Origin of the sequence: Streptomyces sp. JL2001 (assembly GCF_050917515.1) — a bacterium.
Taxonomy (GTDB): Bacteria; Actinomycetota; Actinomycetes; order Streptomycetales; family Streptomycetaceae; genus Streptomyces.
In genome coordinates, this window is sequence record NZ_CP169421.1 from 1,154,201 (window position 1) to 1,168,269 (window position 14,069).

The 14,069-nt window shown below is 72.8% G+C and carries 13 protein-coding genes; 8 read left to right on the forward strand and 5 right to left on the reverse strand.

Translation table 11 applies throughout. The features are described from left to right. The first annotated feature begins 196 nt into the window (after positions 1-196). From ACE1OA_RS05045 to ACE1OA_RS05060, 4 genes are all read left to right on the forward strand, one after another. Positions 197-1,531, forward strand: a complete 1,335-nt coding sequence (locus tag ACE1OA_RS05045) for an ABC transporter substrate-binding protein (protein WP_356600059.1) — start codon at positions 197-199, stop codon at positions 1,529-1,531. A gap of 90 nt (positions 1,532-1,621) precedes the next feature. Further along, complete coding sequence (locus ACE1OA_RS05050) at positions 1,622-2,629, forward strand: carbohydrate ABC transporter permease (protein ID WP_356600061.1); 1,008 nt, start codon at positions 1,622-1,624, stop codon at positions 2,627-2,629. A gap of 4 nt (positions 2,630-2,633) precedes the next feature. Next, entirely contained in the window at positions 2,634-3,536 is a 903-nt protein-coding gene (locus ACE1OA_RS05055) for a carbohydrate ABC transporter permease (protein WP_356600063.1), read from the forward strand. A 57-nt stretch (positions 3,537-3,593) separates the two neighbouring features. Then, a complete protein-coding gene (locus ACE1OA_RS05060; protein ID WP_356600065.1) occupies positions 3,594-5,036 on the forward strand; it encodes a GH1 family beta-glucosidase in 1,443 nt (480 codons plus the stop codon). Positions 5,037-5,190: 154 nt separating this feature from the next. Here ACE1OA_RS05060 and ACE1OA_RS05065 read toward each other — a convergent pair whose 3' ends face one another. Then, entirely contained in the window at positions 5,191-6,549 is a 1,359-nt protein-coding gene (locus ACE1OA_RS05065; protein WP_432752352.1) for a cytochrome P450, read from the reverse strand. Between the two features lie 245 nt (positions 6,550-6,794). Further along, the gene (locus ACE1OA_RS05070; RefSeq protein WP_356779610.1) at positions 6,795-7,328 is read right to left on the reverse strand and encodes a DoxX family membrane protein; all 534 of its coding nucleotides are present in this window, start codon (positions 7,326-7,328) and stop codon (positions 6,795-6,797) included. Positions 7,329-7,579: 251 nt separating this feature from the next. Here ACE1OA_RS05070 and ACE1OA_RS05075 point away from each other — a divergent pair, with 251 nt between their 5' ends. The 3 genes from ACE1OA_RS05075 to ACE1OA_RS05085 all read left to right on the forward strand — a co-directional run bounded on the left by ACE1OA_RS05075 (position 7,580) and on the right by ACE1OA_RS05085 (position 10,177). Continuing rightward, entirely contained in the window at positions 7,580-8,974 is a 1,395-nt protein-coding gene (locus ACE1OA_RS05075; protein WP_356600071.1) for a dipeptidase, read from the forward strand. A gap of 46 nt (positions 8,975-9,020) precedes the next feature. Next, complete coding sequence (locus ACE1OA_RS05080; RefSeq protein WP_356600073.1) at positions 9,021-9,638, forward strand: HdeD family acid-resistance protein; 618 nt, start codon at positions 9,021-9,023, stop codon at positions 9,636-9,638. Positions 9,639-9,754: 116 nt separating this feature from the next. After that, complete coding sequence (locus ACE1OA_RS05085) at positions 9,755-10,177, forward strand: DUF350 domain-containing protein (protein ID WP_356600075.1); 423 nt, start codon at positions 9,755-9,757, stop codon at positions 10,175-10,177. A gap of 16 nt (positions 10,178-10,193) precedes the next feature. On the opposite strand, the gene ACE1OA_RS05090 is transcribed toward ACE1OA_RS05085, so the two are convergent. Beyond that, positions 10,194-10,658, reverse strand: coding sequence for a hypothetical protein (locus tag ACE1OA_RS05090; protein WP_356600077.1), 465 nt, complete (start codon positions 10,656-10,658; stop codon positions 10,194-10,196). Next, positions 10,655-12,091: a WGR domain-containing protein gene (locus tag ACE1OA_RS05095; protein ID WP_432752353.1), complete on the reverse strand. Its 1,437-nt coding sequence runs from the start codon at positions 12,089-12,091 to the stop codon at positions 10,655-10,657. The genes ACE1OA_RS05090 and ACE1OA_RS05095 overlap by 4 nt, the downstream gene beginning before the upstream one ends. Before the next feature lie 353 nt (positions 12,092-12,444). Between ACE1OA_RS05095 and ACE1OA_RS05100 the strand changes: the two genes are divergently transcribed. Next, on the forward strand, positions 12,445-12,900 hold the full coding sequence (locus ACE1OA_RS05100; protein ID WP_356600083.1) for a hypothetical protein: 456 nt from the start codon (positions 12,445-12,447) through the stop codon (positions 12,898-12,900). Positions 12,901-12,992: 92 nt separating this feature from the next. Here the strand turns inward: ACE1OA_RS05100 and ACE1OA_RS05105 are convergent, their stop codons facing one another. Then, positions 12,993-13,961, reverse strand: coding sequence for a GDP-L-fucose synthase family protein (locus ACE1OA_RS05105; protein WP_384871861.1), 969 nt, complete (start codon positions 13,959-13,961; stop codon positions 12,993-12,995). Positions 13,962-14,069 lie beyond the last annotated feature (108 nt).

The following is a 14,069-nucleotide window of genomic DNA, read 5'->3' on the forward strand; positions in this document are numbered from 1 at the left end:
CGGTAACGAATCCGCGTTCATGTCTTGACACTCGCACCCGCCAGGCAGCAACCTTCCGGCAACGACGTGGGAGCGCTCCCATCCGGGAAGCGACACCGACCCTTCATCAGGTCCGGGCGGGGCCTCGCCGAGCCGCGAACCCCCCGCCGGGCCCACTTGGCGCACAACGAGCACCACCTTGGACGAGGAGAGTGGAATGCGCACTTCCAGCAGCAGACGCGGTCACCGCACCGCCATAGCCGCGGTCGCCGTCCTCGCGACCGGCACGGCCCTGCTCACCGGCTGCGGCGGCGGGAGCGACGACGACGCGTCCGGCGACGGGAAGATCACGCTGCGGATCGGGACCTTCGGTTCGTTCGGCTACGACAACAAGACCGGCGCCAAGCTCTACGCCGAGTACGAGAAGACCCACCCCAACATCAAGATTGAAGAGTCGAACGTCGCCGACGGCCAGAAGTACTGGGACACGCTGAAGCTGCGCCTCTCCCGCAACAGCGGCCTGGCCGACATCCAGGCCCTGGAGGTGGGCTACATCGCGGAGGCGACCGGCCCCGCGATGGGCGACAAGTGGGTCGACCTCGGCAAGACCGGCGGCGCGGACCTCGGGGCGTTCCTCGACTGGAAGGTCAAGCAGGCCACCACCGGCAAGGGCTCCGTGATCGGACTCGGCACCGACATCGGCCCGATGGCCATCTGCTACAACAAGGACCTGTTCGCCAAGGCCAAGCTGCCCACCGACCGCACCGAGGTCGCCAAGCTGTGGGCCGGCGACTGGGCGAAGTTCCTGGAGGCCGGCAAGACCTACCAGAAGAGCGCCCCCGCCGGGACCTCGTTCCACGACTCGGCGAGCGGCCTGTTCAACGCCGTGGTCTCCAGCCAGCCCATCCAGTACGCGAACGCCCAGGGCGAGCTCGACTACGAGAACAGCCCCGGTGTGAAGAAGGCCTGGGAGACCGCCGTCTCCGCCGCGCAGAGCGGACTGACCGCCAAGCTGCGCCAGTTCGACGAGAAGGGCACCTGGAACGCCGCCTTCAAGAACTCCAAGTTCGCCACGGTCGCCTGCCCGAGCTGGATGACGGGCATCATCAAGGACCAGGCCGGCGCGGGCAACCAGGGCAAGTGGGACATCGCGGCCCCGCCGGTGGCCGGCAACTGGGGCGGCGCCTTCCTCGCCGTCCCGAAGGCCGGCAAGCACACCAAGGAGGCCGCCGAGCTCGCCGCCTGGCTGACGGCCCCGGAGCAGCACGCCAAGGTCTTCGGCGTGAACGGGAACATCCCGTCCTCCAAGGACACGCTGACCTCCTCGGTCGTCCAGGACGCGAAGCTGCCCTACTTCGGGGACACCCCGGTGGGCAAGATCTACTCGGAGGCCGCCGCCGGCATCACACCCGCGCCGATCAGCCGCTGGGACGGCCAGGTGAAGACCTTCATCACCGACAACGGCGTCCTCGACATCGAGCAGCGGGGCACGGCACCGGACAAGGCCTGGCAGAACGTCAAGAAGCTGATCGACGACAAGATCGACCAGTAGCGGGGACCGCGTGACGGCCCGCCGCCGCCTGAGGGCGGCGGGCCGTCACCGTCCGCACCACCGCACGCATCGACCTGGAAGGACGCCCCCGTGGCCACCTCCGTTCGGGCGACGAGCGGCGACTCCCCGCCCCCCGTCGCACCCCCGCCCTCCTCCCCCGGCCCGCGCGCGCACGCGGCCGGCCGGACCGGCTGGCGCAGCACGCTCTACCGCTGGGACCTCAAGGCGATCCCGTACGTCTTCGTCGCCCCCTTCTTCCTCACCTTCGCGGCCTTCGGCCTCTTCCCGCTGATCTACACGGGCTGGCTCTCGCTCAACCGGGTCGAGCTCGGCGGCACCGCCGAGTGGCGGGGGCTGGAGAACTACAGCTCGCTGGCGACCAGCGAGTTCTTCTGGAACGCGCTCGCCAACACCTTCACCATCGGCGTGATCTCCACCGTCCCGCAGCTCATGATGGCGCTGGGGCTGGCCCACCTGCTCAACTACAAACTGCGCGGCCGCGGGTTCTTCCGGGTCGCGGTCCTCGCCCCGTACGCGACCTCGATCGCGGCGGCCACGCTGGTCTTCGCCCAGCTGTTCAACACCGACTACGGCCTGATCAACACGGCCCTGGGCTGGGTCGGCTTCGACCCCGTCTCCTGGGAGTCGTCCAAGTGGCCGTCGCAGATCGCCATCTCGGCGATCGTGACCTGGCGCTGGACCGGCTACAACGCGCTCATCTACCTGGCCGCGATGCAGGCCGTGCCGCAGGACCTGTACGAGGCCGCGGCGCTGGACGGTGCCTCGCGCTGGCGCCAGTTCCTCAGCGTCACCATCCCGTCGATCCGCCCGACGATCCTGTTCACCGTCATCGTCTCCACCATCGGCGCCACCCAGCTCTTCGGCGAGCCGATGATCTTCGGTGGCAGTGTCGGCATCAGCGGCGGCAGCGGCAACCAGTACCAGACCCTGAGCCTGCTGATGTACGAGAAGGGCTGGGTGACCGGCGCGCTGGGCCAGGCGTCCGCGATCGCCTGGGTGATGCTGCTGCTCCTGCTGCTGATCGGCGCGGTCCAGGCGCTCGTCGGCCGGGCGAACCGCAAGAAGCTGGGGGCCTGACCTCATGACCCACACCCTCGACGCGACGCGCGCCGCCGACGGCGGCCGCCCGAGGCGCGGCAGGCGGCGTTCGGCGGCCGGCCGCCAGCACCACGCGGGACCGCTGACGTACGTGCTGCTCGGCTTCGCCGCCCTGATCTCGCTCTTCCCGCTGTACTGGAACCTCGTCGCCGCCTCCCACACGGGCGAGCGCGTGGTCTCGCCCCCGGCCCCCCTGCTGCCCGGGCCGCGGCTCTTCGACAACCTCACCTTCGCCTGGAACCAGGTCGACATGGGCGAGGCGCTGGTCAACACGACCGTCGTCGCGAGTCTCGTCGCCGTGTCCACGGTCCTGTTCTCGACCCTGGCCGGCTTCGCCTTCGCCAAGCTGCCCTTCAAGGGCCGGGGCGCACTGCTCGCGCTGGTCGTCGCGACGATGACGATCCCGCCGCAGCTCAGCGTGATCCCGCTCTACCAGATCATCACCGACCTCGGCTGGGTCGACCAGCTCCAGTCGGTCGTCCTGCCGTCCCTGGTCGCCGCCTTCGGCGTGTTCTTCATGCGGCAGTTCCTGATCGAGGCGCTGCCCGTGGAGCTGGTCGAGGCCGCCCGGATGGACGGCGCGCACAGCCTGCGGATCATCTGGCACGTGGTGTTCCCGGTGGCCAGACCCGCGATGGCGGTGCTCGGCATGCTCGTCTTCGTCCAGGCGTGGAACGACTTCTTCTGGCCGTTCATCGCGCTGACCCCGGACGGCAGCCCGACCCTCCAGGTGGCGCTGGCCGGTCTCGGGGCGGGCAACCACTCCGTCGACCAGGCGATCGTGCTGACCGGCGCGCTGATATCCACGGTGCCGCTGCTGCTGGTCTTCGCCGTGCTCGGCAAGCACATCGTGGGCGGCATCACCGCCGGCGCCGTCAAGAGCTGACCGCCGCTTCCCCCTGTCCGTACCGCATCCGCATCTTCGCGTTGGGAGCGCTCTCCTATGACCGCGTCCGAGACCCGGCCGCTCACCGCCACCCGTTCCTTTCCCGCCGATTTCCTCTGGGGCTCGGCCACCGCCGCCTACCAGATCGAGGGCGCCGCCCGCGAGGACGGCCGGACGCCGTCCATCTGGGACACCTTCTCGCACACCCCGGGCAAGGTCTTCGAGGGCCACACCGGTGACGTGGCCGTCGACCACTACCACCGGTTCCGGGACGACGTCCGGCTGATGGCCGACCTCGGTCTGAACGCCTACCGGTTCTCCGTCTCGTGGTCGCGGGTGCAGCCCACCGGCCGCGGCCCGGCCGTGCAGAAGGGCCTGGACTTCTACCGGCAGCTGGTCGACGAGCTGCTCGCCGCCGGCATCGAGCCCGCCCTGACCCTCTACCACTGGGACCTGCCCCAGGAGCTGGAGGACGCGGGCGGGTGGCCCGAGCGCGCCACGGCCGAGCGCTTCGGCGACTACGCGGCCCTCGTGGCCGACGCCCTCGGCGACCGGGTGAAGCGCTGGACCACCCTCAACGAGCCCTGGTGCAGCGCCTTCCTCGGCTACGGCTCGGGCGTCCACGCGCCGGGCCGGACGAACCCGGTCTCCGCGCTGCGGGCGGCGCACCACCTCAACCTCGGCCACGGCCTCGCCGTCCAGGCACTGCGGTCCGCGCTGCCCGAGGGCAGTCAGCTCTCGGTCTCGCTCAACCTGCACGAGATCCGTCCGCTCACCCCCTCGGCCGAGGACGTGGAGGCGGCCCGGCAGATCGACGCCGTCGGCAACCGGGTCTGGCTCGGCCCCATGCTGGAGGGCGCGTACCCCGAGGACCTGCTCGCGGACACGGCGCACCTGACCGACTGGTCCTTCGTCCGGGACGGCGACACCGCGACCGCGCACCAGCCGCTGGACCTGCTGGCGATCAACTACTACGCCCCGACGGTCGTCTCGCGGGTCGCGCAGGGCGACGAGAAGCCGCAGGACGACGGCCACGGCAACAGCGAGCACTCGCCGTGGCCGGGCGCGGACGACGTCGCCTTCCACCGGGCGCCGGGCGAGCGCACGGCGATGGGCTGGCCGGTCGACGCGAGCGCGCTGTACGACCTGCTGAAGCGCACGGCGGACCGCTATCCCGGTCTGCCGCTGGTGATCAGCGAGAACGGCGCCGCCTACGAGGACGAGGTCGGCCCGGACGGCACCGTGCACGACCCCGAGCGCGCCGCGTACGTCCACGCGCACCTGGACGCGGTGCACCGCGCGATCACCGACGGGGTGGACGTGCGGGGCTACTTCCTCTGGTCGCTGCTCGACAACTTCGAGTGGGCCTACGGCTACGCCAAGCGGTTCGGCGCGGTCCACGTCGACTACGACACCCTGGAGCGCACGCCCAAGTCGAGTGCCCTCTGGTACGCCGGGGTGGCCCGGTCGGGCGAGCTGCGCGCCCCCGGCGACGCGTGAGCGTACCTACCCGATGACAGGGGGCGGGCACCCGGGAGGGAAGCCCGCCCCTCCGCCGTGCGGGGGCGGGGGCGGGGGCCGGCAGCCACGGGTGGCTCCGTGCGACCGGCGGGCGCGCGGGTCGCCGCGCCGGTACGACCGGCGGGCGCATGGATCAGCGCCGTACGACCGGCACCCGCAGGGGGGCCCGGAAGGACAGCAGGCCGAGCATCGGAGGCTGCCGCGGTGCGGGGGCGGGTGGTGTTGCCGGGTCGGCCGACCGCCCGGCCGCCGGGCCGGGTTCCGGGGCTCCCGCGAGGCGGACGTCCGGGAGACGAAGGGCCGCCGCCCGCAGCGCGACCGCCGCCTCCGTGCGCGCCAGGGACGCGCCCGGACAGCGGTGACGTCCCACGCCGAACGCGAGGTGGTGGCGGGCGTTCGGACGGTGCGGGCACATCCGCTCGGGGTCGGTGAAGACCTCCGGGTCGGAGCCGGTACCCATCAGCATGAGCAGCAGCTGCGCCCCGGCGGGGAGCCGCACCCCGCCGAGGTCCACGGGGTGCGCGGTGACGCGGCGCCAGGTGGTCACCGGCGGCTCGCGGCGCAGCACCTCCTCCACCCACGCCTCGGCCAGACCGGGCTCGCTCGCGGGCCGCGGCCACAGTCCGGGTTCGGTGAGCGCGCGGTGCAGCACGGTCGAGATGAGCTGCCCGGTCGTGGACTGCCCGGCGATGAAGACGAAGAAGCACGCGCCGACGGCGGTCGCGACGTCGAGCGGCCGGCCGTCGGGCAGCAGATGGCGGGTCAGCGCACCGATGAACGAGTCCGGCGCGACCTCGGCGTCGCGCACGGTCGCGGTGAGCCACCGATGGAACTCGCCCGCGAGCTGCGCCAGTTCCAGCTGCCGCTCCGGTGCGGGCCGCCCCCAGAACAGCTCCAGCGACGCGTCGCTCCAGCGCACCAGGGTGGCCGGGTCGATGCCCTCGATGCCGAGCAGCTCCATCAGCACGCGGCAGGGCAGGATCTGGGCGAAGGTCTCGAACAGGTCGCATGCGCCACCGGCCGCCGTCCGCGCCTCCGCCGTGTCGAGCAGCTCGTCGGCGATCCGCTCGATCACCGGGACGGCCGCCGCCACCCGTTGGGCGTTGAAGAAGCGGGTGACGGTGCGGCGCAGCCCGTGATGGCTGGCGGTGCCGTTGTTCGCGAGGGCGGGCGGCAGGCGGAACCCGGACCGGGCGAGCACCCGCAGGACGGGGACGGGCAGCGGGTCGACCGCGTGCTGGGCGTTGTCCGGACGGTACGCGGCCGGGTCGAGCAGGACCCGCCGTACGTCCTCGTAGCGGCTGACGAGCCACAGGCCGGTGCCCGGATCGTGGTGCACCGGCGCCTCGGCGCGCAGGGTGTCCAGCCAGGGGTACGGCTCGCGTACGAAGCCGTCCCCGAACAGGTCGAGGAGACCGAGCGGTTCGCGTCCGTCGCCGGCCGCGCCGCCGCCGGGAGCAAGAGGGGCAGCGTCCAGAGCCGGGGAGGTCACCGCCGGACGCTAACACGCGGGCGGGGCCTCGTCGGGCGCGCGTGCGCGGCGTCACACGAGGTCGGGGGCGGGTGCGGGCCGGACACGGCGAGCGATCCCGCCCGGGGCGGGCGCGCCGTCGGCCGGGCCGGGACGCGGGCGGCCGGGGCACGGTGCGGCGGCCGGGCGGGCCGGCGCCGCACCCCGTCTCCTCCCGCGCCGAGGCCGGGCGGGCCGGCCGCCCGGCGTTCGTCAGCCGCGGCACCTCACAGGTCCTCGCCGTCGGCCGTGTCGTCGTCCGACTGGGCCACGGCGCGGCGGCCGACCACGGCCGCGGCGGCCAGCGCGCTGCCGAGGAAGGCCGTGGCGACGACCCAGGGGCGGTCGAGGACATGTCCCGTGGCGTGGTCGAGGGAGTAGCGGCCCGCGCCGGCGATGCCGATCGCGGCCGCGGTGAAGCCGAGGAACGCGGGGTACTCGAAGCCGCCTCCCTGCGCGAAGAAGCCGGCCGGGGCGTGCACGGAGACCGCGCCGGCCATGGCACCGGCCGCGGCGGCGCCGGCGGCCGGGGTGGCGAGGCCGAGGGCGAGCAGGGCGCCGCCGCCCGCCTCCCCGAGACCCGCGGCGATCGCGCTCTCGCGCGGTGGCGAGAAGCCCATCGCCTCCATGGCGTGGGAGGTGCCCTCGATGCCGCCTCCGCCGAACCAGCCGAAGAGCTTCTGGGTTCCGTGCGCGGCCAGGACGGCGCCGGTGCCGACCCGTAGGACGAGGAGCCCGAGGTCGCGTCGGTTGAGGTTCATGGGGTCTCCCGGTACGTGGGGGTGCGGGATCGCGGGGCGTGTGCCGCGCGTCGTGGGGCGGGGGCACGCAGCGGCGGGTGGGACGTGCCGCGGGCGGTCCGCGAGGGCGTACGTCTCCACTCTGGTCGCGGGGACGCCCGGCGGCCGCGCGATACTGCGCCGTTCAGGTCAGATTTTGCGGCATTTGTCCGCTATTGCTTTAGTGAGAGCGCCGCCACCGACCGGGGCGGACCCGAGGGAGGTGGGTACGCATGACCGCCGAGACCGCCCGATCCGCCGAGACCGCCGAGACCGCCGCGCTGCGGGAGCGGGTCCGGGCCCTGATGCCGCGCGCCAAGCAGGACCTGACCGAGCTCGTCGCGATGCGCTCGGTCGCGGACCCGCGGCAGTTCCCGCCCGAGGAGTGCGCGAGGACGGCCGACTTCCTGGTCCGCGCCTTCACCGAGGCCGGACTCGGGGACATGCGCCGGGTGACCACCCCCGACGGCACCGACGCGGTCGTCGGCCACGCCCCCGGCCCGGCCGGCTCCCCCACGGTGCTCCTCTACTGCCACTACGACGTCCAGCCGCCGCTCGACGACGACGCCTGGACCACCCCGCCCTTCGAGCTGACCGAACGCGACGGCCGCTGGTACGGGCGCGGCGCCGCGGACTGCAAGGGCAACATCGCCATGCACCTCACCGCGCTGCGGGCCCTGGGCGGGGCGCACGGGGGCGGCTTCCCCGTCACCGTCAAGTTCGTCGCGGAAGGGTCGGAGGAACAGGGCACCGGCGGCCTCGAGGAGCTGGTGCCACGGCAGCCGGACCTGTTCGACGCCGACTGCCTGCTGATCTGCGACACCGGGAACTTCGCCCTGGGCCTGCCCACCGCCACGACCTCGCTGCGCGGCCTGACCAACGTCGTCGTCACCGTCTCGACGCTGAAGGGCGAGATGCACTCGGGCATGTTCGGCGGACCGGCCCCCGACGCGCTGGCCGCGCTGGTACGGATCCTCGACAGCCTGCGGGACGAGAAGGGCGGCACCACCGTCAGGGGGCTGGCCGGCGACGGGGTCTGGGACGGCGTGGACTACCCGGCCGACCGGTTCCGCGCCGACGTCGGCGCCCTGGAAGGCGTGTCCCTGCTCGGCACGGGCTCGGTGGCCGACGAGCTGTGGGCCCGGCCGGCCGTCACGGTGCTGGGCATCGACTGCCCGCCGGTGGTGGGCTCGTCGGCGGCCGTACAGGCGAAGGTCCGGGCCCGGGTCAGTCTGCGCGTCCCCCCGGGCGTCGACGCGGACGACGCCCGGCGCGCGCTCACCGACCACCTCGTCGCGGCGGCGCCGTGGGGCGCGCGGGTCGAGGTGGAGGCCGAGAGCGCCGGGCAGCCCTTCCGCGCCCGCACCGACGGTCCGGCCTACCGGGCCCTGGCCGCCGCGATGCGCGAGGCGTACGGGAAGGACATGGTGGAGTCGGGGCAGGGCGGTTCGATCCCGCTCTGCAACGTGCTGGCCGGCCGGTTCCCGGACGCGGAGATCGCGCTGATCGGCGTGGAGGAGCCGGGCTGCCTCATCCACGCGCCGAACGAGAGCGTGGATCCGTCCGAGATCGAGAACATGGCGCTGGCCGAGGCGCTCTTCCTCCGCGCGTACGCAGAATCGCGCTGACCGTGCGTCCCCGCACGGCCCCGCGCCCGACGACGGGAGTCCTCCCATGACCCGGACATACGAACCACCGCCCGAGCGGCCCGCGGACCCTGGGGACCTGCCGCCGGGGCCCCTGAGCATGCTCGCCGGCCTCGCCTGGCAGGCCCTGCTGATCGCGGGTCTGATGGCTCTGGCGCTGGGAGTGATCGTGCTGGTGTGGCCGGAGGCCACGCTCCGCGTCGTGGGTGTGCTGTTCGGTCTCTACCTGCTGTTCAGCGGCGTGATGCAACTCGTCACCGCCTTCGGCACCCATGGCACCACCGCGCTGCGGGTGATGGCCTTCATCAGCGGCGCGGTGTCGATCCTGCTGGGCCTGTTCTGCTTCCGCGGCGCCATGCAGTCGACGCTGCTGCTCGCCCTGTGGATCGGCATCGGATGGCTCTTCCGCGGCATCACGCAGACCGTGGCGGCGGCCTCCGACGAGACGATGCCGGCGCGCGGCTGGCAGATCTTCCTCGGGATCGTCAGCGCGCTCGCCGGCATCGTGCTGATCGTGTCCCCGCTGGAGTCGGCCCGGGTGCTGACCGTCCTGGTGGGCGTCTGGCTGCTGGTGCTGGGGGCGGTCGAGATCGTCACCGCGTTCCGCGTGCGGGCCAGGGCGAAGACGCTGCCCGCCGACGTGTGAACTCCCGCCCCGAGAAGGCCCCGGCCACCCGGCCGGGGCCTTCCGCGCATGCGCTACATTTTGCCGGTCCTTGACCGCGATCATCCACGATCACTCTCCCCTCGGAGCCGGCTCACATGACCGACATCGTCAACGGCCTCGGCCGGGCCACCGCCTACGGCGCACTCGGCGTGGTGCTGCTGATCCTCGGCATCGTCCTCGTCGACCTCCTCACCCCGGGGAAGCTCGGACGGCAGATATGGGAGGAGCGCAACCGCAACGCCGCCCTGCTGCTCAGTTCCGCCCTGCTCGGCATCGGCGGCATCGTCTTCACGTCGATCTGGACGACCTACCACGACTTCGGCAAGGGCCTCGTCTCCACGGCCGCGTTCGGCCTGCTCGGACTGGTGATGATGGCCGTGGCGTTCCTGGTGGTGGACCTGATCACGCCCGGCAGGCTGGGGGCCACGCTGGTGGATCCGCAGCCGCACCCGGCGGTCTGGGTCACGGCGTCCTGCAACATCGCGGTCTCGGCGATCGTCTCCGCCTCCATCGCCTGACCGGCCGCTCGGCCGTTCACCTCTGGGCCGGCTCCACCTCCAGGAACCTCCGCCGCCGCGGTCCCCGGTACAGCAACGCCTCCCAGCCGAGCCGTTCGAGGACGGGCACGCACGCGGCGAGCGCGGACTCCTCCTCGTGCGCGGCCCCGCCGCCGGGCGGCCCCAGCCACTCCACGACGGCGGTGCCGGGCCGCTCGCCGGCGGTGACCCGGTAGCCGGTCGCCACCCGGGCGCCGGAGGCGTCGACGGCGGAGGGTGCGGTCCGTGCCGCCTCCAGGGCGAGAGCGACCGCCCGGACGGGCCGGCGCCGTTCCCAGTCGGCGGGGAACTCCCGCGGATCCCCGCCCCGGTGCCCGGTCAGCCGGCGGATCTGCAGCAGCCCGTCGAGGGCCGCCCGCACCTCCCGGGACCGCTGCTCGGCCGCCTCCGGGGGCAGCGGCGGACCGTCCCCCGTCGCCGGTTCGAACGTCCCGCCGGTCACAGCAGTCGCCGGATGTCACCGCGCACCCGGTAGAAGCCGCCGGAGGCGGCGTGCAGCGCGTCGACCGCGTAGCGCGCGCCGGGTTCCCGGATCGCCCGGGGGAACTGCACGTTCCAGGACCGCTCGTAACCGTCGGTCAGCACGTGCACCCGGGTCCGGCCGCCCTCCTGGACGCACTCGACGACCACCGAACCGGCCGGCGCGGACACGACGGTGGTGACGGCCGAGACGGTCGTCGCCGGCTCGTAGGTGGGCAGGGCCGCGGCAAGCTTGACGTCCCGGGCGACCGGCACCGTGCCCTGCTGCGCGGCGGTGATCGCCGCCTCGCTCGCGTCCACGCACACCAGTGAGCCGTCGGTGTTCACCAGGTAGAGCCGCTCGTCGCGGTACTGCATGGAGAGCGCCGATCCGCCGCCGGTGCCCAGCTTCCACAGCCGGGTGCCGTCCTCGGCGAAGCAGTACACGGAGGAGGCCGAGTCGGCGGCGAAGACGAACCGCCCACCCGGCGAGGTCGCGCAGGAGTAGACGGGGCTGTCGCAGGCGTACACGGCCTCGATCCGGCCGTCCTTCTTCGCGAGGCGCTGCACCTTCCGGCGCGCCGTGCCCGCGTACACGGAGTCGTCCTCCTGCCAGCCGAAGAGGACCCCGCCCTCGGTGGCCGTGTGCCACAGCTCGCCGCCGCCGTCGGGGGCGTACGCCGTCACGCCCTTGGTGTGCCCGTGATAGACGCCCCGGTCGTCGGCCCGCACCATCCAGGCGTGCTCGCCGCGGCCGGTGCGCGACCACTGGTGCTCGTCCTCGTGGTCGATGACGGTCAGCCGGCCGGAGCGGTCGGCGACGTCCAGCACGCCCTCGTGGATGTCGAGCCAGAAGATGTCGACGTCCGTGGCGATGTCGTACGCGGCGAAGGGCAGCTTCGACGAGAGGTCGTACACCCGGCCGTCGTCACATCCGGCGTAGATCCAGAAGTCGTCGGCGACCAGGCACTTCACTCCGTCTGGCAGACTGAACCGGGCCTGTACCTCGCCCGAGTGGCTCAGGGTGTAGACGTCGCCGGACTGGTTCCCGACCCAGCAGCGTTCGTCGTCGACGTGGATGCCGAAGGCCGCGGAGCCGGTGCGGAAGCGCCACAGGACCGGCGCGACCGCGCGGGCCGTCGACGGCGCCGACGCGACCTCGCGGCGGGTGACCGAGCGCGCGGCGCGCTGCCCCTGGACGGCCGGGGCGTATCCCTTGCGGACCTTCTCGCCTATCTTCTTCGCCGCCGCGGCGCGCGCCTTCTCGACGGTGGCGAAGGTCGAGGTCTGCGTCTGACCGGCGGCGCCGATCCGTCCGTAACGGACCGACACCACCAGGTCCTCGACCGTCACTTCGTAGAACTTGTGCGCGCCGCCGCCGTCCTGCGACAGCTCCAGATAGGTCTTCGTCGTCATGTCGAGAACGGTAGGGGGCGCCACTGACATCGGCCTCCCGTGCGGCTCCGGCGCGGGCGGCGGGTCGGCCGCCCGCGTCAGCGGACCGTGGAGGTCGAGCCGCCGCTGGTTCCCGACAATGACACTCCCTCATATTGGTTTGCTGCAAAGAGAGTTGCCGCGGCACGGGACGATTCGCCCACCTCGGGTCCACGCGTCCCGCGTTGGCCGAAGCAACGGTTGTGAAGCCGGGGATCGACTCGTAGCATCGCGGCCGACGCGGCGATCATCGGCATGTCCGGGACAACGGACGAGCGCCGGCCGAGAGCGCCGCTGCACCGTCCACGGCGAACCACAGCGAGAGGGAAGCAGTCATGCTCCGTAAGGCAACGGCGATGCTCGGATCCCTGGGCATCGCGGCGGCGATTCTGGTCGTCGGCGCTCCCACGGCCTCGGCCGGCGGCTACGGCTGCACGGGAAGCCAGATCGCCACCTATCCCGTGAAGTACGGCTCCACCACGTACGGGAACATCTACGTCTACTACGATGCGGCGACCGGCAACAACTGTGCGGTCAACGTCGCCACCACCGCGGGCGGGTACGGCAAGGACAAGTACATGGAGGTGCAGATCACGCGCTGCTCCGAGACCTCCACCTCCTCCACCTGCCATGTGGTGACCCAGGACTACGAGGGCTACTACCCGTTCAAGTACTACGCCGGCCCCGTCACGGTGAACGCCGCCGGCCGCTGCATCAACGTCTCCGCCGAGATCGTCTACGGCGGCAACACCGCGAAGGGCACCAACTACGGCGCCGACCACTGCGGTTGATCCGCCCGGGTGAGCCGCGCGAGTCGTGGAGCACCCCGAACCCCTCCGGGTGACGATCCGGAGGGGTGCCGCGCGACGGTGCGGACGGCGCCCTACCGCGCCGCCCGCCACCAGGCGTAGGTGGACGCGATGCCCTCGCGCAGGCCGATCGCGGGCTTCCAGCCGAGCGCGTGCAGCCGGGACACGTCGAGCAGTTTGCGCGGCGTGCCGTCGGGCTTCCCCGTGTCCCAGCGCACTTCGCCCCGGTAGCCCGTCACATCGGCGACGACGGCGGCGAGTTCGCGGATCGTGAGGTCCTCGCCGCAGCCGATGTTCACGGGCTCGTCGCCGTCGTAGCTCCGCAGCAGCAGGCCGCACGCCTCGGCCAGGTCGTCGACGTGCAGGAACTCCCGGCGCGGCGCGCCGGATCCCCACAGCGTGAGCTGCTCGTGGCCGGCCTCGCGAGCCTCGTGGAAGCGGCGGATCAGCGCGGGCAGGACGTGCGAGGTCGCCAGGTCGAAGTTGTCGCCGGGGCCGTAGAGATTGGTCGGCATCGCGGAGACGTAGGCGGCACCGTACTGCCTGCGGTACGCCCGGATCTGGGCGATGCCCGCGATCTTGGCGAGCGCGTAGGCCTCGTTCGTGGGCTCCAGCGGGCCGGTGAGGAGCGCGTCCTCGGTGATCGGCTGGGCCGCCTCCCGGGGGTAGATGCAGGACGAGCCGAGGAAGAGCAGCCGCCGCACCCCGGCGGCGTGCGCGCCGGCGATCACGCTCAGCTGGATCCGGAGGTTGTCCTCCAGGAACTGCACCGGGCTCGCGCTGTTCGCCATGATCCCGCCCACCTTGGCCGCGGCGAGGACGACGGCGTCCGGCCGGGTCCCGGCGAGGTGGGCCGCGGTCCGGTCCGCGTCGCGCAGGTCCAGTTCGGCGCGCCCGCGCGTGAGCACCTCGTATCCGTCCGCGGTCAGCCGACGGGCCACGGCCGAGCCGACGAGGCCGCGGTGACCCGCGACGAACACGCGGGCCCCCGGGAGCAGGTACGGCGTCGGTCCGGTCGTCGATTCAGTCATGAACCGGATCATGCCAGTCGATCCGGAGCGGAACGTCGCATATCGGCGTGACGCCCCCGGCGTGTGCCCCTCCCGACCCGCCGCCGTGCGGGGGCGTCCGGACCGGACGCCCCCGCACGG